Source organism: Sphingopyxis sp. P1IMeth2 (assembly GCF_900185685.1).
Lineage (GTDB): Bacteria > Pseudomonadota > Alphaproteobacteria > Sphingomonadales > Sphingomonadaceae > Sphingopyxis > Sphingopyxis terrae_A.
The window spans coordinates 127440-147010 of the sequence record NZ_FYAT01000012.1 but is presented as its reverse complement, the minus strand read 5'-3'; the positions used below and the strand labels follow the sequence as shown (position 1 = coordinate 147010).

Annotated in this window: 19 protein-coding genes; 9 read left to right on the top strand and 10 right to left on the bottom strand. The window is 63.1% G+C overall.

Going from position 1 to position 19571, the window contains the following annotated elements:
• Positions 1 to 11: 11 nt before the first annotated feature.
• The 6 genes from P1IM2_RS07500 to P1IM2_RS07475 form a co-directional block, all read right to left on the bottom strand.
• Positions 12 to 1193 (bottom strand): glycosyltransferase family 4 protein, encoded by a 1182-nt coding sequence (locus P1IM2_RS07500; protein WP_186402003.1) that lies wholly within the window; start codon positions 1191 to 1193, stop codon positions 12 to 14.
• Complete coding sequence (locus tag P1IM2_RS07495) at positions 1190 to 2161, bottom strand: glycosyltransferase family 2 protein (protein ID WP_186402002.1); 972 nt, start codon at positions 2159 to 2161, stop codon at positions 1190 to 1192. The genes P1IM2_RS07500 and P1IM2_RS07495 overlap by 4 nt, the downstream gene beginning before the upstream one ends.
• Positions 2154 to 3578 carry an oligosaccharide flippase family protein gene (locus P1IM2_RS07490; RefSeq protein ID WP_186402001.1) on the bottom strand — a complete coding sequence of 475 codons (1425 nt, stop codon included), beginning with the start codon at positions 3576 to 3578 and terminating at the stop codon, positions 2154 to 2156. The genes P1IM2_RS07495 and P1IM2_RS07490 overlap by 8 nt, the downstream gene beginning before the upstream one ends.
• 6 nt (positions 3579 to 3584) lie before the next feature.
• Complete coding sequence (locus tag P1IM2_RS07485) at positions 3585 to 5012, bottom strand: O-antigen ligase (protein WP_186402000.1); 1428 nt, start codon at positions 5010 to 5012, stop codon at positions 3585 to 3587.
• A gap of 29 nt (positions 5013 to 5041) precedes the next feature.
• Positions 5042 to 6457, bottom strand: coding sequence for an exopolysaccharide biosynthesis polyprenyl glycosylphosphotransferase (locus tag P1IM2_RS18890; protein ID WP_260833947.1), 1416 nt, complete (start codon positions 6455 to 6457; stop codon positions 5042 to 5044).
• A gap of 161 nt (positions 6458 to 6618) precedes the next feature.
• Complete coding sequence (locus tag P1IM2_RS07475; RefSeq protein WP_186401999.1) at positions 6619 to 6870, bottom strand: XrtV sorting system accessory protein; 252 nt, start codon at positions 6868 to 6870, stop codon at positions 6619 to 6621.
• A gap of 290 nt (positions 6871 to 7160) precedes the next feature.
• Here P1IM2_RS07475 and P1IM2_RS07470 point away from each other — a divergent pair, with 290 nt between their 5' ends.
• Complete coding sequence (locus P1IM2_RS07470; protein WP_186401998.1) at positions 7161 to 9398, top strand: hypothetical protein; 2238 nt, start codon at positions 7161 to 7163, stop codon at positions 9396 to 9398.
• Between the two features lie 112 nt (positions 9399 to 9510).
• Here P1IM2_RS07470 and P1IM2_RS07465 read toward each other — a convergent pair whose 3' ends face one another.
• Positions 9511 to 10107 carry a PEPxxWA-CTERM sorting domain-containing protein gene (locus P1IM2_RS07465; protein ID WP_062902553.1) on the bottom strand — a complete coding sequence of 199 codons (597 nt, stop codon included), beginning with the start codon at positions 10105 to 10107 and terminating at the stop codon, positions 9511 to 9513.
• A 409-nt stretch (positions 10108 to 10516) separates the two neighbouring features.
• Between P1IM2_RS07465 and P1IM2_RS07460 the strand changes: the two genes are divergently transcribed.
• Positions 10517 to 11194 (top strand): excalibur calcium-binding domain-containing protein, encoded by a 678-nt coding sequence (locus tag P1IM2_RS07460; RefSeq protein WP_186401997.1) that lies wholly within the window; start codon positions 10517 to 10519, stop codon positions 11192 to 11194.
• Between the two features lie 361 nt (positions 11195 to 11555).
• Positions 11556 to 11879, top strand: a complete 324-nt coding sequence (locus P1IM2_RS07455) for a DUF736 domain-containing protein (RefSeq protein WP_186401996.1) — start codon at positions 11556 to 11558, stop codon at positions 11877 to 11879.
• Between the two features lie 65 nt (positions 11880 to 11944).
• On the opposite strand, the gene P1IM2_RS07450 is transcribed toward P1IM2_RS07455, so the two are convergent.
• Positions 11945 to 12172, bottom strand: coding sequence for an AlpA family transcriptional regulator (locus P1IM2_RS07450; protein WP_186401995.1), 228 nt, complete (start codon positions 12170 to 12172; stop codon positions 11945 to 11947).
• Positions 12173 to 12717: 545 nt separating this feature from the next.
• Here P1IM2_RS07450 and P1IM2_RS07445 point away from each other — a divergent pair.
• The 4 genes from P1IM2_RS07445 (at position 12718) to P1IM2_RS07430 (ending at position 15270) form a co-directional block, all read left to right on the top strand.
• On the top strand, positions 12718 to 13611 hold the full coding sequence (locus P1IM2_RS07445) for an ArdC family protein (RefSeq protein ID WP_186401994.1): 894 nt from the start codon (positions 12718 to 12720) through the stop codon (positions 13609 to 13611).
• The gene (locus tag P1IM2_RS07440; protein WP_186401993.1) at positions 13608 to 13856 is read left to right on the top strand and encodes a sigma factor-like helix-turn-helix DNA-binding protein; all 249 of its coding nucleotides are present in this window, start codon (positions 13608 to 13610) and stop codon (positions 13854 to 13856) included. The genes P1IM2_RS07445 and P1IM2_RS07440 overlap by 4 nt, the downstream gene beginning before the upstream one ends.
• Before the next feature lie 63 nt (positions 13857 to 13919).
• On the top strand, positions 13920 to 14840 hold the full coding sequence (locus tag P1IM2_RS07435) for a HEPN domain-containing protein (RefSeq protein ID WP_186401992.1): 921 nt from the start codon (positions 13920 to 13922) through the stop codon (positions 14838 to 14840).
• Between the two features lie 223 nt (positions 14841 to 15063).
• Positions 15064 to 15270 (top strand): hypothetical protein, encoded by a 207-nt coding sequence (locus tag P1IM2_RS07430; RefSeq protein ID WP_186401991.1) that lies wholly within the window; start codon positions 15064 to 15066, stop codon positions 15268 to 15270.
• On the opposite strand, the gene P1IM2_RS07425 is transcribed toward P1IM2_RS07430, so the two are convergent.
• Both P1IM2_RS07425 and P1IM2_RS07420 read right to left on the bottom strand, forming a co-directional pair.
• On the bottom strand, positions 15267 to 15542 hold the full coding sequence (locus P1IM2_RS07425; RefSeq protein WP_186401990.1) for a conjugal transfer protein TraD: 276 nt from the start codon (positions 15540 to 15542) through the stop codon (positions 15267 to 15269). The two genes, P1IM2_RS07430 and P1IM2_RS07425, sit on opposite strands and share 4 nt — an antisense overlap.
• Positions 15499 to 15822, bottom strand: coding sequence for a conjugal transfer protein TraD (locus P1IM2_RS07420; RefSeq protein WP_186401989.1), 324 nt, complete (start codon positions 15820 to 15822; stop codon positions 15499 to 15501). Before P1IM2_RS07420 ends, P1IM2_RS07425 begins: the two co-directional genes overlap by 44 nt.
• Positions 15823 to 15994: 172 nt before the next feature.
• On the opposite strand from P1IM2_RS07420, the gene traA reads away from it, so the two are divergent.
• On the top strand, positions 15995 to 18979 hold the full coding sequence (traA, locus tag P1IM2_RS07415) for a Ti-type conjugative transfer relaxase TraA (protein WP_186401988.1): 2985 nt from the start codon (positions 15995 to 15997) through the stop codon (positions 18977 to 18979).
• Positions 18980 to 18988: 9 nt separating this feature from the next.
• Positions 18989 to 19447 (top strand): hypothetical protein, encoded by a 459-nt coding sequence (locus P1IM2_RS07410; RefSeq protein WP_186401987.1) that lies wholly within the window; start codon positions 18989 to 18991, stop codon positions 19445 to 19447.
• Positions 19448 to 19571: the final 124 nt, after the last annotated feature.

Here is a 19571-nt window from a genome sequence, read left to right as displayed (position 1 = left end):
CGGGGGGCGTCTCAGCCGAGGCCCGTCAACAGACGTGACATGCGCGCGGCCGCGCTATGCGCCTGATAGTCGTCGGCCACGCGCCGGCGCCCGGCCTCGCCTAACCGAATCCACGCCTTGCGGTCATCAATCAGCGCGCCGAGCGCGCGCTTGAGGTCGTCCCAGTCCGACGCGGTGAACAACCGGCCCGTGACATCGTCCTCGACCAGTTCGGGAATACCCGCAACGCGGCTCGCTACGACGGGAAGTTGCAGCGCGAGCGCTTCGATGAGAACGACCGGAAGACCTTCCATCAGGCTCGGCAGGACGAAGATGTCGGCCTCGGCCATGCGCGCGAGCGTCGAGCGTTCGGGAAGCGGTCCGGTAAATTCGATTTTCTCAGCGAGCCCGAGTGTCGCGGCCTGTTCCCGGACCGCATCTGCCGCCGGCCCGCCGCCCACAATGGTCAGCGAAAAATCGCGGCCCTCGGCAACCAGCGCCGCAAGCGCTGAAAGAAGGCCCGCATAACCCTTCTCGGGCGACAGCCGTCCCACCGACACAAGGCGCGGCGGTGTCGACGCGCGCGTCGAACGAGCTTTTTGTGCCTTGGGAAGTGCCGCCAGATCGATGCCGCAGCGGATGATGTGCATCTTGGTCCACTGAGCTGGTTCCACGAGCCGCATCGCCTGGGCCTGCATGAAATAGGACGCGCAGGCGACGAAGCGCGCCCGTTCGATCTTGCCGGCCAGCAGCGCTCCTGCCGGTGGGTCGGTCTCAGAAATGCCGTGCAGCGTCAGGCTCCACGGCACGTTCGCGCAATGCGCGGCCAGCATGCCCACGGTGGCGCCGCTGTTGGCGAAATGATTATGAAGATGACCGACACGCTCGGCGCGCAGCCGCCGCGCAAGCAGCAGCGCTTCGACGAAGTGAAATTGCGACCAAAGCAGTGCGCGTAGGCCCCCGACGCGGTGGCGGAGCGCCAGCCGCCAGGTCGACACAAAGCGTCCAGGTCTGGTGGCGAGAATAACGCAAATTGCCGCGAAATAGACCAAAAGCGGGCGCCCGAGCAGACTCTCTGCTTCGCCTTCGCGCGCGACCGGCTGGACACTGAACGCTGCGATTTCAACCCCGCGCAGGCGCAGGGCAGCCACTTCGCGGCGCACGAATGTGTGCGATGGGGCGCTATAGTCGCTAACGAGATAGGCGATCTTCATTTGTAGTAGATCGCTCCTTGCCGGCGCTTCGCCGCGCGCGCCGCGCCATAACGCAGCGCTCCCCAGGTCTCGGCGAATTTTCCGGCGAGCAGATGCACGGCTTGCATGCCGCCGTCTCGCCGTGCGAGCCGAACAAATTGGGCCGCCCACAACAATGGTGCAGCAAGCAGACCTATCGGTCCGAGGAGTACTGTCAAGAACAGTGCCAGCGCTATGGGCGCTGCGCTCCAGCCGATCGCGCGCGCAAGCTCGCGCCCGTAGAGCGGCGCACCGAGGCGCCGCGTTTTCGACCAGACTTGCGCATAGCCATAGCCGCTGCGCACCGCGCGCATCCACCATTGGCGGAAATGATGCATGTCGGCGTCGTGTATCGTCATTGGCGCATCAAGCCGCCAGACCCGCCAGCCGCGCGTGCGAAGCCGTGCGCAGAATTCGGGTTCCTCGCCGGCAATGACAGCGCCATCATAGCCGCCTGCCGAAGCAAAAGCGCTGAGACGAACCATGGCGTCGCCTCCGCACGCGGCAGCCTCACCCGGCGGCGTGTTCCATTCGGCGTCGCACAACCTGTTGTAGAAGCTCGCCTCGGGATAGCGCTCGCGCCGGCGACCGCAAACCGCGGCGAATTCGGGTTCGTTCTCAAGAAAGCGGGTCGCCTCGGCGAGCCAGCCGGGCTCGAACTCACAATCGCCGTCCACGAACTGGACAAAGGCCAGCTCGGGATGCCGCGCGGTAAGCCGGGCTGCACCCTCGTTGCGCGCGCGCGCGGCCGAGAAGGGGAGGCGCATATCAAGTTCGACGACGTCGGCACCGACCGAGCGAGCAAAGGCGACACTGTCGTCGATCGATGCGCTGTCGACATATGCCATGGGAATGCCGGGCGGGATCGAGCGAAGGCAGCGCTGCAGCCGTTCGCCTTCGTTACGGCCTATCGCCACCACTCCCATGCGGCTCTGCTGCCCGTCAGCCATGCATCCTCTGCCCTTCGATCAGCCAATCGCCGATGCTGCCCGTCAATCCGGCCAGATAGCTCGCCTCCCGGAACAGGAAGATCAAGGCAAAGAATAGCAGCGTCAGACCAATATCCTGTCGCACGAAATTGATCCCTGCCGCTCGCTTGCGCCAGACGAGGATGCAATAGCGTACGGCTTCCGCCGTGACGAAGGCCAGCATCGCGGCATTGAGGCCGTAGCGTGGGAGAAGGACGGGCAGTGCGATCGCCACCACGGCTAGCTTGGCTCCGTTGCCGAACGCCACGCCCGATGGCTTTCCAAGTCCCATCATGATGGCATCCGACATGGCAGCAAGAATCGCAAACCAGCTCCCCGCAAGAAGAACGGTGAGCAATATGCCGGCATCGTGATAGCGCGCGTCGTAGACGAGGTAGATGAAGCGATCCGCAAGTGCGATAGCGAGTGCGAGCCCGACCGCGACAAAGCCGAGCAGCGCAAGGCGCATCGGTCCGATTGCCTCGCGCAGATCATGCCCGCGCAGATTGGTGGCCGAAATCTTCGGGAACACAAGGAAGCTGCCGACGCGCTGGAAAAGTTCCGCGGCCGCGTCGGCGAATGTCCGCGCGATGCCGTAAATCCCGAGCAGCGCGAGCGGTATCGCGCTTGGCAGATAGAGACGATCGAAATTCATGGCGAGGTAGTAGATCAACGAGGACAGGAAGACCCACTTGCCGAAATGAACAATGTCGCGCAGCGCCGTCCGTTCCCAGCGGAGGCGATGCATGCGCCAGTCGACCAGGAAGAAGCTCGCGATTGCTGGGACGGCCATGCTGATCAGGAGCGCAATGATGAGCGCCCAGATGGTTGGCATGAAATAGGCGAGAATGATCTGGATCGCCGAGCCGAAGATCGCCATTGCGAGGTCGAAGGAGGCCAGCTTGCGAACCTCCAGTCGCTTCTGAAGGAGGAAGCGTGACGGCGAAGTGAGGCCGGTGAGCAGAAAGATCGGGGCAGCGGCAGGCAGCAGGTATAGCAGCTCCGGCTTGCCATAGGCATGAGCGATGGGCGCGGTGAGGGCGAGGGCGGCCGCGAAGAGCAGCAGGCCGCGCACGATCTGCACCGTCCAGGCGGTGTTGAAGAAGTCGGATTCCTCGCCGCGCCGATTGTTGACGATGCTCTGACCGACGCCGACGTCGGTGAGCAGTTCCCCGCCCGTCCGCAGCGCGTTGATGAGCAGCATCGTGCCGAGAAGCGCTGGCGCGAGAAGCCAGGCCAAGAGAATGCTTGAGGCCAGCCGCACGACCTGTTGAATCGCATAGGTCGCGGCAATCCAGCTGACCGAGCCAAAATGGCCGGTCCATCCCGCCATCTGCCGCAGCCAGCGCCGCGAGGTCGGCGGCGTGGCGGCGCCGATATCGGTGGGACTGCTTTCCATCGCGGCTTATCGCCGCGCCGGGCGCAACGCGCCCGAACCGCGCCGACGCGCGCTCCCGCGCCCCATGGTGAGGGCCGCGGCTGGAGTATCGACCAAGCCGTCCTGCTGTCCGCCGGACGAGGCGGGAGGTGGCTTGCGGATCGTCTTATGTCGGCGTTCGAGCTTTGCCTGCCGAATGCATCCCGCGATGATGCCAAGCGCGATCGCGAACACATATTGGGTAAAATAGACGATGAAGACCCATTCCCACAGGCTGTGAAGCGCCGTCACGAGAATGGCGACGCTCGCCCCGAGCACGATATCGCCGCGTGAATCACGTCGATGCATGAAAGCGAAGGCGAGCCCGCGAATGACGCTCCAGGCGAACAGGAAAATGAGCGTCAGAAGGCCGAGCCAGCCGGTCTCGGCCGCAGCGAGCAGGTAGATATTGTGCACATGCGCCGAACGGCTGTTGTAGTTCCAGACGACGCCGGCCTTTTGCGAATAGCCCTGCGAATTGGCGATCACGACATATTGGTTCGCGCCCACACCCATCGGGTGGTCACGCCAAATCGCTTTCGCAGCGCGTTCGAAGGCCTGTCGTTCGCCGTCGGGACCAAGCGCGGTTGACGCTCCTCTCGCAAAGCGCTCCCCGAAGCTCGTGGCAGCAACCGGGCCGACGATGCCCAGCGACAGGACCGCCAGTCCAACGATCTTCCATTTGTGCGGCGTCATCCGCCTTGCGAGCGAAAGGATGAGCAGCAATGCGATCCCCACCGCTACGAAGGCGACGGCACCGCGCGACGCGCCGAGCGCCACCGCGACGAGCGAGGCGACGACGCCAGCCATGATCAGCTTGCTGCGTTCTCCGGCAAGCAGCAGGGCAAGCAGCGGCAGGGTGACGAAGTGCAGCATCAGCCCCAGCAGATTCTGGTGAGCCATGGTGCCCGTGGCCTGGACCATGCCCGACATGCGTTGTTCGATCGTCACAATTCCCTGGAAAATCGCGCCTGCAGCAAGCCCGAAGGCAATCCAGCGAACCGCGCCCGGCTTGCCGGCAACCGAAGCGACGGCAACGAAAACCAGAATGACACGCAGGAGTTGAAAAACGTAGAAGCTCGAACTTTCCCATTGATGCGACACAAAGACCGACACCGTCACCGCAGCCAGATAGGCGCCGAGAGCGCCGAGCAGCGGCAGCCTGCGGAAAGGCGCGCGTGCCGCCAGGATGATGGCTATCGCCAGCGTGTCGAGAATGGAGACGATAAGCCCGCGCGCAAAACCGGGCCATGTCGCCCAGTTGATGAAGGCGACATCAAGATTGGCAAAGCTCATGGTGAAGGGCAGGGCGCCGATCGCGAAATAGGCCCATTTGCGGTGCTGCGGGAATGCCCGTACCCACCAGATCAGACCGGGCAGCGATGCGAGAATCAGGAGGATGCCAAGAATGCGCACCGCGCGGTCAGCTCCCTTGCGAGACGGGATCAATATGCATTTTTATGCATCACCACGCGTACGGTCTTGAGCAGGATCATGATGTCGCTCCACAGCGACCACTCGGACAGATATTCAAGGTCGCAGCGCACCCGGAGCTCCAGATCCTCAATTCTCTCGGTCGATCCGCGATAACCACGAATTTGGGCAAGACCGGTAATGCCTGGCTTGAGCGCATGTCGCAGCCAATATTTCTGCGAAGCATGCCAGAATAATTCATTGCCCGCGGTCGAGCCAAGCGCGTGCGGACGCGGTCCCACCATGCTCATTTCGCCCTTGAGGACATTGAATATCTGCGGGAGCTCGTCGATGCTCGTGCGGCGGATGAAGCGACCGACCCGCGTTACGCGATCGTCCGCACGCGAGGCGGACTTGTCGCCCATCGCGTCACTCGCTTCGACGCGCATCGACCTGAATTTGTAAATGCTGAACTGGCGGTTGCCCTGGCCCACGCGCAATTGCCGGAAGAAGACCGGCCCCGGCGTGTCGAGCTTTATCGCCAAGGCGACAAGCAGGAGCAGAGGGCCGAGCAGGATCAGCGCTGCGCTGGCCGTGACGAGGTCGAGCGCGCGCTTTTGTACCCGGTTCATCAGATTGAGCGGCCCACGCGAGAGAACGATCGTGTCGCGCCGATCATAGCGGCCGAGCGCGACTGCTCCATGCAGAAGGTCCCGGTCGAGCATGATCTCGCCGCCAACATCGTGCCCCTTCAGGAAGGTCGACCATTCCGCGCGATGATCATATTGCGAGGCGACTACCACCCGGTCAAAGGGCGCAATCAGCCGCGAGAGCGCGTCGATCATGTCCGGGCGATCAAGATCGGGCCAAAGGCCTTGGGCGCCGACATCGACAACCACGGCGGATCCTTCGGGAACGGCATCGAGGCCGTCGAGTAACAGGATCGTGGCGACCACCACGTCGCCCATCACGAGCTTCACGACGCGATCGAGGATGATTTTCGACACTATCAGAAATATGGCCGCCGTACCGAAAGTGATCGCAAAGCCGATGCGCGAGATCTCGTCGACCTTGAAAAGAAAGCTGATGCCGACGATCACGAAGGCCGTCGCCCCGAGCGCGCCAAGCGCGCGTTTGGTACCGAGCAACCGGTTCTGCAAGGTTTCGGCGTCCTGAGTTTCGCGCGCGATTTCGAACATCAGGAACAGCGGAAGGGCTATGAAGAGAATGGAATGACCGCCGGCGCTGAGCCATTGCGCGTCGCGGGTTTGCAGCGCGCAAGCATAGCCGAGCACCAGCGCCAGAAGGTCGAGGGCCAGCGAGAAGATATAGAGAAAAGTCCGCTTGTCGCGCGCCGACGCAAAGAGGCCGCCCTCGGTCGACGGGTTCGGCGGTGTCGCGAGCGACAGGTCATGATCAGGCCTGCTGTAGATATTCCCGCCCTTCACCACTTGGCACCCGGCCCTTCAAGCCCGATCCGAGTTGACCTATCGGCATCACCGCCAGCCAAAGCAAATAGCAGAATGGCGGAGAAATCGACAGCGTTTACAGTGCAATTCCGGGACTCGCGGCACGCCGTCCCGAATGGGGAAAGGCCTCTTGGCAAAGCTTAACGCGATTGCTGGAAAGGGTTCGGCACCTTGAGCACGGTAAAGATGTAGATGATCACGCCGACCAGTAGAATTGCGGCAAATAGCGGATAGCCTTCATTGCCAATATAGTTGACGACGGCACAGCCGACCGCCGGCGGTGCATATTGCCAAAGCTTGTCGCGCGGCGTTTCCTCGGCCGATCGCTGTAGCAGCAAGGTCACCAGGCCTGAAAAGGCAATGACGGTGATCCAGTCCCAAATCGTCTCCACATGTCCCTCCCGAACCCTCGCCGGCTCTCAACCCCGGATTTCCGCGGTCGCTCTCGACTTTAAATCCGGGCCGCAGCATAGCAGCGAATGCATATTCGCGGTAGCGGCCTTGTAAGCCATCCTAAGCGATAAATGCTTATATTGTATTGTAATGGTGCAGCGCTTGCGCGAGGCTGCCCTTCGCCGGTCCGTTTGCCAGCATCCGGCTCCAGCTGCATCACGCGGTGCAGATGTCGAGCGCGTTGGCGGCCCCGCAAAAGCCTTGGCGCGGTAAAGGGAAGAGCAGAAGCGTGGACGCAGAAAACAGGCAATCCGGCACTTGGCGGTACGAGCGCGTCGCGATCGGTGGTGGTGGATATGTGACCGGAATGCGGATCGCGGGGCGGGGCTCCGAAAAGGTCCGGGTTTGCCGCACCGACACCGCCGGAGGCTTCATCTGGGCTTCCGAGGAAAACCGGTGGCTGCCGCTGCTGCAGGCGGGGATCAACATCGATCCCGAGCTGATGCGCTACCATTATCCGCGCGGTGCGGGCTGTTACGATGTTGCCGTAGCGCCGAGCCAGACCGATTGCATTTATGTGTGCCAAGGCGGCTTCGTCTATGCAAGCGGCGACCGGGCCAGGACGTGGCGACGGACCGCTCTTCCATATTATAACGGCTATGGCGCCAATAGCAGCGCGAGAATGACCAACGAAAGAATGGCAGTCGATCCTGCCAATCATCTGGTCCTGGGCATCGGCAATCCCGATACGGGCGCCCGTGGTGGGCTCCATATCAGCTTTGACGGCGGGGACAGCTGGGCGGCGCATCCCCAAATCCCCGCGCCAAGTGCCCCCGATCGCGGGATGGCGATCGCATTTGACCCCGACAGCGGCAGCAATGGCGAGCGAACCCGGCTGGTCTATATTTGGTCTTATGGCCATGGCATCTTTCGGTCGATTTCCGGAATTCAAGGCCATTTCGATCTTATTGAAGGAAGCCCTGCCGACATCGGTCATATGGCGGCGCGCGGCGGCAATTTATGGACCGGAGGAACTTCTCGCGGTGAGGGCGCGCCGCTACGCCGCTGGACCGAGCGGGGAGGCTGGACTTCAGTACCTGGCGTCCCCGACGCAAAACACATTGCGATATCTGCCGACGGCAAGCGGATTGTGTCGATGATTGCTTCAAGCGCTTATCGGCTTTCGCTGGACGGGGGCGCCACCTTCGGTCCGCTGACACCGCGGATCCGGCGCAAGGCGGTCCATATCGGCTGGCACGAGACCACCAACGAGAATTACATGTCGAACGGCGCCTGCGTGTGGGATACGGAGGCGGATATTCTCTACATCGCGGAAGGCATAGGCTGCTGGAAATGTATGAGCCCGCCGCATGATGGCAGCGTCCCGGTCTATCTCGAAGACAGCGTCGGCATCGAAAATCTCGTGTCGATGCAGATCATGGTGCCGCCGCAGAACAGCCGGATCCATTATGTCACGCAGGACCGTAACGTCGCGACCCGCGACTGGTGGCAGTTCCGACAATATCCCGCCAACATCGGCGTCAGCAATGCGGTACCGCTCGATCATGGCGGCGGCATCGATCACGCCGCGGGCAATGAGGATTATCTTGCCGTGGTTGGCAGCAAGAATGGCTGCTGCAATATTTCGCGGGACGGCGGAAAGAGCTGGGCGCCCGTCGCCGCGGTTCCGCAAAATGTCCGTGCCACCGCGCCGCAGCCGGCAACCGAAGGCACGGGGTTCGGCGGCAACATCGCTGTGGGCCCTCCAGGAAATCTGGTCTGGCTGCCTACCGGCAACAATAAGCCGAGCGTGACGCTCGATGATGGCGCGAGTTGGGCCTATTGCCTTTTCGAGGGGGCCGAGCCCGATAACAGCGGAATGCGCTGGCATAACCAATATTCCTATCAGCGCATCCAGCTTCTCGCCGACAAGGAACGTCCCGGAACCTTCTTTCTCTACCATGTCGGCAATGAACGTCATGATGACGCGAGCCGGCGCTTCCGCGGGATCTGGAAATCTGACGATGGCGGGCGAAATTTCCAACGCATGCGCAAGGATCTGATCGGACCGATTTTCGGAACCGACGCCTTCAATTGCAAATTGAAGATGCCGCCAGGACGCTCCCCGCATCTGTTCTTCTGCGTCGGCGACGTCGATGCAAACGACAGCGATTCTGACATTGGAATCTTCTTCAGTGCCGACGAGGGCTCAAGCTGGGCGCGGGTTGCCGGCGTGCGCGAACCGCTCGACTTCGCGTTCGGCAAGGCCGCGCCTGGGAGCGATTATCCGACACTTTATGCCTGGGGCGGTTTGGCCGGCGTGCGAGGCCTCCATCGCTGCATCGATTTTGACCCGCGTCGTCCTGGCGCCGCAAAATGGGAAACGATTGGCCGCTACCCGGGCGGGAGCATGGATAATGGAACCGTGCTGGCCGCGGATATGCAGGAGGTCGGGCTGGTCTATCTCGGCCTGGGTGGATCGGGACTGTTTCGTGCCGTTAGCGAGGCAAATCTGCGGGCTGGCTGAAGGGCGCAAATGCCACTTCGTCGACAAAATCGTCGTTTCTAAGACGCATGGCACAAAAAAAGAGGCGGCCCGTAAGGCCGCCTCTTCTGGTCCTTTGCTGGAACCTTGAGCGTCAGGCGAACTGAAGCGCGCCCGTTCCACGCCGACGACGCATGCCGAAGCCGATCGCGCCGAAACCGAGCAGCATCAACGCCCAGGTTGCCGGCTCGGGAACCGCATTAATGGTGAAATTGTCGGTCTCGAACGCATTGCCCGTCGAGCTGAGGCGCAGCGACTTCAGATTGCTGACATCATTGCCGGTGATGTCGAAGCGAACGACCGGGTTGAGATTCGGATCGGTTTGATTGCCGTTGGCCGGGTTGAAAATGTCGCTGCCGGTGAAGCTGGCGATGACATTGCCGTCCATGTCGAGGAATTCGACGAGGTTATAGGCATCGACCGAACCCCAGAGGAAGCTGACGTTGAAAATGTCAGCGATCGACGAAAGGTCGAGGATGCCCGGCGAGCCGTCGCTCGGTCCGACCGTCCAATAGTTGCCGGTGCTGCCGAACGGCTGCGCGCGGATACCGCTTGCCGAGCCGGTCGTCACAAGCCCGCCGCTGACCGGGGCAGGGGTTTCGAAATCATAGGTCGGCGCCGGGCCCGAATAGGGATCAGTGCCAGGCGTAACGGTGCTGAGCGTAACCGCAGCATTTGCCGCCGCCGGCATGGCCAAGACCGCAGCCGAAACTAGAAGCGCTTTGGAAAGAAATTTTCTCATCGTCGGTATCCTCCTTGGTGGTGGCAGGCCCGCGACTCGCCCTGCAATGTTAATTATTAGGAATTCTTAACTCGAATCGCTTGATATGCGAGTCTTTTTTGCGCGCAAAAGTCTGTCCCAGAATGGTGCAACCTGCTGATCTTGCCAGCAATGCGCGTGAGGACCGACCTCGAAAGCGCCCTTTGAGCGCTACGTCACCGCAACGAGGCTGCTCTTTTGCCACAGCGGCGCAATGTTACAAGAAATTAATCCATGTTATGCGAATACAGAAGGGGAGGGGCGTGCAAGTCGATCGAGCGCGCATTGCCTTTCGTGCGCGCCTCAATATCGCTGGAAGGCCCAAATTCAGGATCAAGTCATGGTCACGCTGCTGATACGGCTAGCTCTTGCAAATATTCTGGCCGGGGCAGCTATTGCATCGGCATTGGCCCAGGATATCAGCGGCCCGGCTCAGGCGGTTGATGGCGACAGTCTGTCGCTTTCGGGCATATCAGTGCGCCTCTATGGAATTGACGCGCCGGAATATGATCAAAAATGTACGCGCGGCGGGGAAGCCTGGGATTGCGGGAAAGCGGCTGCCGCGAAGCTTGGCGAACTCGTTGCCCGGGGATCGGTTCGCTGCCAGCAGCGCGATATCGATGATTATGGTCGCAACGTCGCAGTCTCCACTGTCAACGGGACCGACCTGGGTCGGGCGATGGTCGAAGCAGGCATGGCGCTCGCCTTCAGGCGGTATAGCGACGCTTATATATTAGACGAAGCGCGGGCCCGCGAAGCGGCGAGAGGGATTTGGGCGGGAGAATTCGTCGCTCCCTCAGAATGGCGATCGGCGCACCGCGCTCCTCAGGCGCAGTCGCAGCCGCCGCGTTCGTTGGCTGTTCCTCGGCAAACCCCTCGATCTTCGGTCTATTATCCCAATTGCCGGGCGGCCCGCGCCGCAGGAGCTGCGCCCATTTATCGTGGTCAGCCTGGTTACCGTCCGGAGATGGACGGCGACGGTGACGGCATTGCATGCGAGCCTTATCGGCCCCGCTGAACAGTGCGGAATTCGCACCGGACCCTGCGGTCGCAGTCATTTCCATGGGCTGAGCCCCTCATTTTGCTGGAGAGTGACCGTTTACGTCGATGCCGAGTGGCGAGCTCCACCCTTCCGGAGCCAACCCGGCGGCGGGCGATCTGACCTGGACCGGCGCGGCGCCCCGCGAAAGTGCGCTCGGCGCGATTATGTCCCCGCGTGCTGCGCACGCTCCTCGCGGCCGCTTCGCTTCAAATAATCGCGCCGCCCGCACTCCTCCGCTTCGCTGCGACCCTGACGGGTTCGCGATGCGCCTCAAGCGCCGGTCTCTGGTCCGCCCATGCCGCAGGATGGTCCCGCGGCACAGTGAAGGAGACGACCAATGGCAGCTATCGGCTTTGTGAACGGCACCATCGACAAGGGCTTCGTGGGCCAGCTTAAAACCCTCTCGATCCGCGCAGCGATCGAGATCCACACCAACCGCTCGAAGAGCGGCGATGTTCAGCCCGACTACCGGGTCTATTCCGAAGGCGTCGAGATCGGTGCCGGCTGGATCCGCGTCGGCCAGCAGTCAGGCGAACGCTATGTGTCGCTGAGCCTCGCGGCGCCTGAGTTCGGACCGCGCCGGCTTTATGCGAACCTCGGCCGCGCTGCCGGTCAGGAGAGCGACGACGCTTATGCGATCATCTGGAACGCGGTCGACTGAGACTACACCCGCCCCGCGCCGCGATCTGCGGCGCGGGGATCTGCCGTGCCGGGACAGTTCAATCGTCAGGCAGCGTCGCGAGCGCGCTCGAGATCGGCGAGCGTGAAGGTCATCGGGTTGCGAAGCCAGACGTCGACTTCGCCGACGCGCCAACCGCAGCAGCGTGTCGCGAGCTTGTGCTGCGGCGGAAAGGTGCCGGCGCGGATCTTCCGATAGAGGGTGGCGCGGCTGAGCCCGGTCAGGTTGAGGACTTCGGTGAGCCGCATGAGGCGAAGGGGGGACTGATATGCCATATTATGTTTCTCCATGTTTCGGGGGATCATGTTCCGGCGTGAGAGCATTGAAGGGCATGGAGAGGGGCATCGTCAACACCGCAGAAAAGCGCCATTTATTGGATCGTAGTTTAGCGTAGGTGCGCTGGCGTAGGCTGGCGTACGCTGGCGTATCCTGGAGGGCTGCAGCGTGCTGTGGCGTAGGCGAACATATTTTTCTCAAATCGTCTCGCCCCCGGCGTCGCCGCTGGACAATGAGGCCGTCGGGGACGGCCGCGTCCAAAATGACGCGCCGCGAGCGGCGCGATCATCGTTCGAGTCGTTCGGGGATGAGGCAAGCAGTCGCCGCTTCGCGGCGGCGTCATTTGGTCCCGGCACGGGAGGGACGCAGGCGGGCGTCACTCGCCTCTAGCCCCGCCCGGCCCGGCCGCAACCCGCGCTGCGGGTTCTCCACTTCGTTACGATCCTGCGGATGCAGCCCGCCCGATCATGCGGGTCTTCCGGCTCCTTCCTGCCGCCCCCCTGCGCCCCTTCCGGGCCGGGCCGCGGTTGGAAGGAGAAGGGATATGGTCAAGGACAGGTACGAGCGGGCGAGCCTCTACGCCGAGGTCACGAGCCGGATCATTGCTGAGCTTGAAGACGGGCGGCTGCCATGGGTGCAGCCATGGGACCGCGCGGCGTGCGGATGCACCATGCCGCAGAATGCGGGAACGGCGCGCAGGTACAGCGGGATCAACGTGCTGATCCTCTGGGCCGAGGGTATCGCCAAGGGTTATGCGTCGCAGCGCTGGCTGACCTATCGGCAGGCCGAGGCAGCGGGCGGCAATGTCATTCGCGGCGAGAAGGGCACCGTCATCTGTTATGCCGACCGGTTCACGCCCAAGGCCGAGGCCGAAGCAGCGCGAGGCGAAGATCGCGAAGCCCGGCAGGTGGCCTTCCTCAAGCGCTTCGTCGTGTTCAACGTCGATCAGTGCGAGGGACTACCCGAGGATTACACCGCCCCTATGGTCGGCCCCGATGCGGTGCTGGCGATCGCGGAGGCCGACGCGTTGATTGCGGGAAGCGGCGCGCGCTTCAATATTGGCGGCGGCGAAGCCTTTTACAGCCCGAGCCACGACTTTGTGCAGGTGCCGCCGCAGGCGGCGTTCCATGAACCGATCAACTGGTATCGCACCGCGCTCCACGAGCTTGGCCATTGGACCGGGCACGCCAGCCGCTTGGACCGCGACCAGAAGGGCGGGTTCGGATCGGAGTCCTACGCCCGCGAGGAACTTGTCGCCGAGATGGCGGCGGCGTTCACCTGCGCGTCGCTCGGTATCGCGCCGACGGTTCGCCATTCCGATTATATCGGGTCGTGGCTGTCGGTGCTGCGCAGCGACGAGAAGGCGATCTTCCGCGCGGCGAGCGCCGCCAGCAAGGCAAGCGATTATCTGCTGGCGTTCGCTGGGGACGAACAATGAGCGCGCGCCTATCCCGCGAAGACCGGCTTCGCCTGTGGCGTGCCGAGCGTGCCGTCGATCGGATGGAGGAGATGGACCGCAAGGTCTTCCTCGCAATCCGCGTCGAGGAGCTCGGCTATCCCGAGATCGCCGCCCGGTTCGGCATCACGGTCGCCGATGTCGAATGGCATTTTGCGGGTGCCCTTCGCGTCCTCATGATCGCGATGGACGAAAAGGATCCATGGTGGTGGCGTTTCCGGTTCTAGGAAGGCGCGCGGGCCGGATGGCGCTTGCCATCCGGCCCGCGCGATTACAGGGTGATAATCATCATGCGTACCGACCTTGATCATCTTCCGGCCGCCAAGCAGCGCGAACTTGAGCGCGTGAAGGCGATCATCTTCGAGGAATTTGCCGACAGCATCGCGCTTGCGACGATGAGCTGGAAGAAGAAGGGGCGCATCGACAAGATCATCCTCTACGGCAGCTATGCGCGCGGCGGCTGGGTCGACGAACCGCACACCGCCAAGGGCTATCGCTCGGACTTCGACCTGCTCATCATCGTCAGCGACAAGCGGCTCATCGACAAGGTCGATGTCTGGTCGAAGCTCGACGACCGGTTCGCCCGGGAGCTTCTGATCGACCAGACCCTCAAGACCCCGGTGAACTTCATCGTTCACACCCTGCAGGAGGTGAACGACGGGCTCGCGCACGGGCGGTATTTCTTCATGGACGTCGCGCGCGACGGGATCGCGCTCTACGAGAGCGACGACAAGCCGCTCCACACGCCAAAGCCCAAGACGCCGCAGCAGGCGCTGGCGATGGCGCAGGAGTATTTTGACGAGTGGTTTCCGAGCGCGGGAGAATTCTTCGACGATTTTCGTTCGAACACGGAAAGGGGGCGATATAAAAAGGCCGCGTTTGAGCTTCATCAAGGCGTGGAGCGTCTCTACCACTGCGTCCTTCTGGTCTGCACGTTCTACAGCCCCCATGTCCACAATCTCGGATTCCTCCGCACGCAGGCCGAGCGCATCGACATGCGCCTCGTCGATGCCTGGCCGCGCGAGATGAAAGCCGATCGGTCGCGCTTCGAGAAGCTCAAGGAAGCCTATGTGAAGGCGCGCTACAGCAAGCATTACCGGATAACCGAGGAGGAACTGCGGTGGCTCGGCGAACGTGTCGAAGAATTGGGCCGCGCGGTTCATGCTGTTTGTTCAGAGCGCATCGCGCTGCTGGAGGCGCAAGCGAAGTAATCGCGCCGCCTCCCCGAAAGACTGTCCGATAAGCGCGCCGAGCTACACCGAGAAGCGCCGCGAACTGGCGAAGCAGTTTGGGCTCGGCGCCAAGGGTCGTGGCGGTGGCCGCAAGCCTGCGGCAGCGGCCCCGCCAAGGCAAAATAGCGGGCGGCAACAGCAATCTGAATCCTGTTACGCTTATGGCTAGACAGGATCGACTTGCCGCCGCTACCGGCGCGGCATGGGTATTACCGCAACGATCATGAGCACGGCCACCGGCCAGCCCATCCAGAAGATGAGCTTCGGGCGCATGCCGAAACCCTGGGCGAGCTTCAACCTCGAGAGCGGTGAGTTGGTCACCGCGGAACGCATCGATGTCGGCAAACCGGCGCCCGGCAAATTTGCCGCACCCATCTATGTCTGGGTGACGGTGAAGCCGCGCGGCTAGGCCTCGATCGGGGCAGTCTCGAATGCGCGCTTCCCGCGCCGTCGCCAGAGCGTTAACTGCCGCTCGCGCGCTTCGCTTCGCAGCGTCGCGGCGGCTTCGACAAGCAAGCCCAGAATGACCCCGCGATCGTCGCCTGTCAGTTCGATCAGGTCGGCCTTGGCGATCAGTCCGCCCAGCTCGATCAGTTGACGCGTGCGCTCGCGCCGCTTCACCTGCCACGCGCGCGTGTCATGCAGCGCCCGCTTCGCCTGCAGGCGATTGCGCGCCTGCATCGCTCGCCGATGCGCCGCCCGCGTTGCTGCGAGTGCCCTTGCGAGCGTGGGTGCCTCTGTCGCGAAAGAACGCCGCGCCGCTCTTGCGCCATCCCTCCTTCATGCTGACGTCGGCGCCGACTGCATCGAGGAGCGCGCCGGCAAGCTGCTCGATCGATAGCGCATCGGCACCAGTGGCGATCACCAGCTCGCCGAGCTGGCCTTGCTTCTTCGTCTTGAGCGCCTTCGCCTTGTCGGTCAGCGCCTGGAGTTCGGCGTCGTAATCACGCGGTTTGCGCATCGTCTGTCCTTCCATTTGAGTGGGTCGGGCGAACCAGCTATGCCGAGGATCAAGGCCCCGCAAGGCGCTGAAATATCTTGCGACTTTGTGATCCCGAGCGCGATCAAATCGGGCAAGGGCGCGCTTATACGTCGTGCCGACGTGCTCGTTTTGCTGTAAATGGTTCGGCGCTATGGCGCTTTACCATTTCTCGGCAAAAGTGATTTCCCGCGCTGCCGGCAGCAGCGCGGTCGCCGCCGCCGCCTATCGGTCCGCCGACCGGCTGCACGATGAGCGGCTCGGTCGTGCCCACGACTTCTCGAACAAGGCCGGTGTCATCCACAGCGAAGTGATGCTGGCCGAAGGGGCGGACGAACGCTGGCTGGATCGCGAACAGCTCTGGAATGACGTCGAGGCCGCGGAGGTGCGTAAGGACGCGCAGCTCGCCCGCGAAATCGAGTTCGCCATACCGCGCGAGATGAGCGAGGCGGAGGGCATCGCGCTAGCCCGTGATTTTGTGCAATCCGAGTTTGTGACACGCGGCATGATTGCCGATCTCAATGTCCATTGGGATATCGGCGTTGATGGACTCGCCAAGCCGCATGCGCACGTCATGCTGACGATGCGCGAAATCAAGATCGGCGAGGATGGGTCGGCAGAGTTCGGCGCCAAGGTGCGCGACTGGAACCGCACGGAGCTTCTGACCCATTGGCGCGAGGCCTGGGCCGAGCATGTGAACGAACGGCTGGCTTCGCTCGACATCGATGCGCGCGTCGATCATCGCACTTTGGAAGCCCAAGGCATCGACCTTGAGCCGCAGCACAAGATCGGCGCCGCGGCGTCGCGCATGGCGGGGCAGGGGCTTGAGGCCGACAGGCTCGCCGAGCATGTCGAGATCGCCCGGTCGAATGGCGATAAGATCCTTGCCGATCCCGGCATCGCGCTCGACGCGATCACGCACCGGCAGGCGACGTTTACAACTCGTGACCTTGCGATGTTCGTGCATCGGCACAGCGACGGCAAGGAGCAGTTCGATGCGGTGATGTCGGCGGTGAAGGCATCGCCCGAGCTGGTTGCGCTTGGCAAGGACGGGCGCCGCGAAGACCGGTTCACGTCCAAATCAATGATCGAGACCGAGCAGCGCCTCGAGCGCGCGACCGCAACGCTCGACGCGCGGCGTAATCATGCCGTTGCCGAGCGTCATCGCGAACTCGCCTTGTCGCGCGCGTCGAAGCGCGGTCTCGATCTCTCCACCGAACAGCGCGGCGCGCTCGAACATGTCACATCGGCACGCGGTGTCAGCAATGTCATCGGCTATGCCGGAACGGGAAAGAGCGCGATGCTCGGTGTTGCCCGCGAGGCTTGGGAGGCGTCGGGGTATCGGGTGCAGGGCGCCGCGCTGTCGGGAATTGCGGCGGAAGGTCTTGAACATGGCTCGGGCATCGGCTCGCGCACGCTTGCGAGCCTCGAGCATCAATGGGCGAATGATCGAGAACGGCTGACCGACAAACATATCCTCGTCATCGATGAGGCCGGGATGGTGGGCACACGCCAGCTCGAGCGTGTCGTGTCCGAAGCCGAGAAGCAGGGAGCGAAGGTAGTGCTCGTCGGCGATCCGCAACAGCTCCAAGCCATCGAGGCCGGCGCGGCGTTCCGCGCCGCGGCCGAGCGCCGCGGCGCCGTCGAGATCATGGGCATCCGTCGCCAGCGGGAGGAGTGGCAGCGCGAGGCGACGCGCGCTCTTGCCACCGGGCGGACCGGCGAGGCGATCGGGCGGTATGCCGAGGCGGGCCATGTCCACGCCGCCGACACGCGCGAGGGCGCGCGGGCAGAGTTGGTCGATGCGTGGGATCACGATCGGCAACGACATCCCGATGCCAGCCGCATCATCCTCACCCACACCAATGACGAAGCGCGGCTGCTCAATGCCGAGGTACGCGAACGGCTGAAGGAAGGCGGCGCGCTTGCCAACGAGGTGACGCTGAAGGTCGAGCGCGGCGAGCGCGTGTTTGCATCGGGCGACCGCATCATGTTCCTGAAGAATGAGCGCGATCTCGGCGTAAAGAATGGCTCGCTCGGCAGCGTCGAGAGCGTGGGCCCGGCGCGCATGGCGGTGACGCTCGACGACGGGCGGCGCGTCGCGTTCGACCACAAGGACTATGCCCATATCGATCATGGCTATGCGGCGACGATCCATAAGGCGCAGGGCATGACCGTCGACCGGGTGCAGGTGCTCGCGACGCCGGGGGTAGACAACCACTCGACCTATGTCGCGCTGTCCAGGCACCGCGAGCAGGTCGATCTCTACTACGGCCGTGACGATTTTGCGAACCAGAGCAAGCTCGTCCGTGCCGCATCGCGCGAACGCGGCAAGGATATGGCCAGCGATTACAAAGTGGCGGAGGCGACGAAGGTCGCTGAGCCCAAGCGCGGTATGTTCGACGGGCTCAAGCTGACTGTCTCGCGCAACGCGTTGGAAGAGCCCGCGCCCCCGCTACGGCGTAGCGCCCGCCTTTCCGCGGTCAAGATCAGGGCTAGCGATCTTGTTTCCGCCTCGACACGCTCGCCCCTCGACAAGGCGGTCGAGCGCTTTGCGCGCGTTACGAAGGAGATCGTCGATGTGCGGCGCGCCGGCGGGAAGGAACTGCCGCACGAACTCGACAGCTATCTCAAGGCGTTTGGCGAGCTCGATGCACTGCGCCCCGGCGGCGCGAACGATCTGCGCGAAGCTTTCGGGAAGAGCTACAAGCTGACCAGCGAGGCAGCGGCAGGGCGCACCGCGGGGGCAATTGCGGCGATGGACGGCGCGGTCGCGGCGCGCGCCGCCGAACGTGCAGCGGAACGGGCAGCCGCCGACCGCGCCGCGCGCGAGCAGGTGCGGCAGGTCGCTGCGGCCAAGCGGCTCGCCGCCGATCTCGATAAGCGCGCCGAGCTATTCGTTGCCGCGTGGAAGAAGGAGAGTGTGCAGGCGCGCAAGGCACCGACCTATGCCGCACGCGATGCGGCGCGCGCCAATCTCAACGACATGGCGAAGAGCCTGCACCGCGACCCGCAGCTTGAGTCGCAGCTCCAAAGCCGCCGCGCGGACCTCGGCCTGAAACCCACTGCGACAGGATCGCTGTCTCACGATCTCCAGCAATATCTCGGGCGTGGACGCAGTATGGGCATATCGATGTAGCGTGCGTGCATGACCGACGAACCCGCCCAAACTCCGCACGCCGCCGATGCCGCTAATGCCTTCGAGGAGCTACGCCGCGAAATCTCCATGCAGCGATCCTCGATCGAAGGCCTTACCGCCGCCAAGGACAAGCTCCCCAATTACGCGCCGACGCTCCGCGACATCGACTCTCGTCTTGGCCAGATGGAAAAGCTCATTGAAAGCATCAACGAGAAGCCGGCAATGCAGCTCACACCGCAAACGATCACCGTGGAAATCCACGAAGCTCTCATGCGCTACCGAGCCGATGACGCCAAATCGATCGGCGAGGCCCGCGACACCATGGCGCGCGCACTTGGCCGCGTCGAAGGCATGATCAAACAGCGCCGCTCGACCGACGAGCAGAATTGGTGGGTCACCTGGGCGGCGACCGGCGGCTTTCTGTCGGGATTATTCCTGGCGCTGATCGGCGTTGTAGTGTTGGATTGACCTGACGGTCTCGACAGCTTTGCGCCTGATGTCGGTCGTTCTGGTCACTATTGGATGATGCCTGAAAGCGGTCACTCTCTCGGCGCATCGAGAGAGATGCAGTTGCGGTCAAATTCCGTCGGCA

What these genes read in the sequence shown, in the direction of transcription:
- P1IM2_RS07500 (WP_186402003.1), bottom strand. Translation starts at nt 1,193, where the DNA reads ATGAAGATCGCCTATCTCGTTAGCGACTATAGCGCCCCATCGCACACA.
- P1IM2_RS07495 (WP_186402002.1), bottom strand. Translation starts at nt 2,161, where the DNA reads ATGGCTGACGGGCAGCAGAGCCGCATGGGAGTGGTGGCGATAGGCCGT.
- P1IM2_RS07490 (WP_186402001.1), bottom strand. Translation starts at nt 3,578, where the DNA reads ATGGAAAGCAGTCCCACCGATATCGGCGCCGCCACGCCGCCGACCTCG.
- P1IM2_RS07465 (WP_062902553.1), bottom strand. Translation starts at nt 10,107, where the DNA reads ATGCCGGCGGCGGCAAATGCTGCGGTTACGCTCAGCACCGTTACGCCT.
- P1IM2_RS07460 (WP_186401997.1), top strand. Translation starts at nt 10,517, where the DNA reads ATGGTCACGCTGCTGATACGGCTAGCTCTTGCAAATATTCTGGCCGGG.
- P1IM2_RS07455 (WP_186401996.1), top strand. Translation starts at nt 11,556, where the DNA reads ATGGCAGCTATCGGCTTTGTGAACGGCACCATCGACAAGGGCTTCGTG.
- P1IM2_RS07450 (WP_186401995.1), bottom strand. Translation starts at nt 12,172, where the DNA reads ATGGCATATCAGTCCCCCCTTCGCCTCATGCGGCTCACCGAAGTCCTC.
- P1IM2_RS07445 (WP_186401994.1), top strand. Translation starts at nt 12,718, where the DNA reads ATGGTCAAGGACAGGTACGAGCGGGCGAGCCTCTACGCCGAGGTCACG.
- P1IM2_RS07440 (WP_186401993.1), top strand. Translation starts at nt 13,608, where the DNA reads ATGAGCGCGCGCCTATCCCGCGAAGACCGGCTTCGCCTGTGGCGTGCC.
- P1IM2_RS07435 (WP_186401992.1), top strand. Translation starts at nt 13,920, where the DNA reads ATGCGTACCGACCTTGATCATCTTCCGGCCGCCAAGCAGCGCGAACTT.
- P1IM2_RS07430 (WP_186401991.1), top strand. Translation starts at nt 15,064, where the DNA reads ATGGGTATTACCGCAACGATCATGAGCACGGCCACCGGCCAGCCCATC.
- P1IM2_RS07425 (WP_186401990.1), bottom strand. Translation starts at nt 15,542, where the DNA reads ATGCAGGCGCGCAATCGCCTGCAGGCGAAGCGGGCGCTGCATGACACG.
- P1IM2_RS07420 (WP_186401989.1), bottom strand. Translation starts at nt 15,822, where the DNA reads ATGCGCAAACCGCGTGATTACGACGCCGAACTCCAGGCGCTGACCGAC.
- traA (WP_186401988.1), top strand. Translation starts at nt 15,995, where the DNA reads ATGGCGCTTTACCATTTCTCGGCAAAAGTGATTTCCCGCGCTGCCGGC.
- P1IM2_RS07410 (WP_186401987.1), top strand. Translation starts at nt 18,989, where the DNA reads ATGACCGACGAACCCGCCCAAACTCCGCACGCCGCCGATGCCGCTAAT.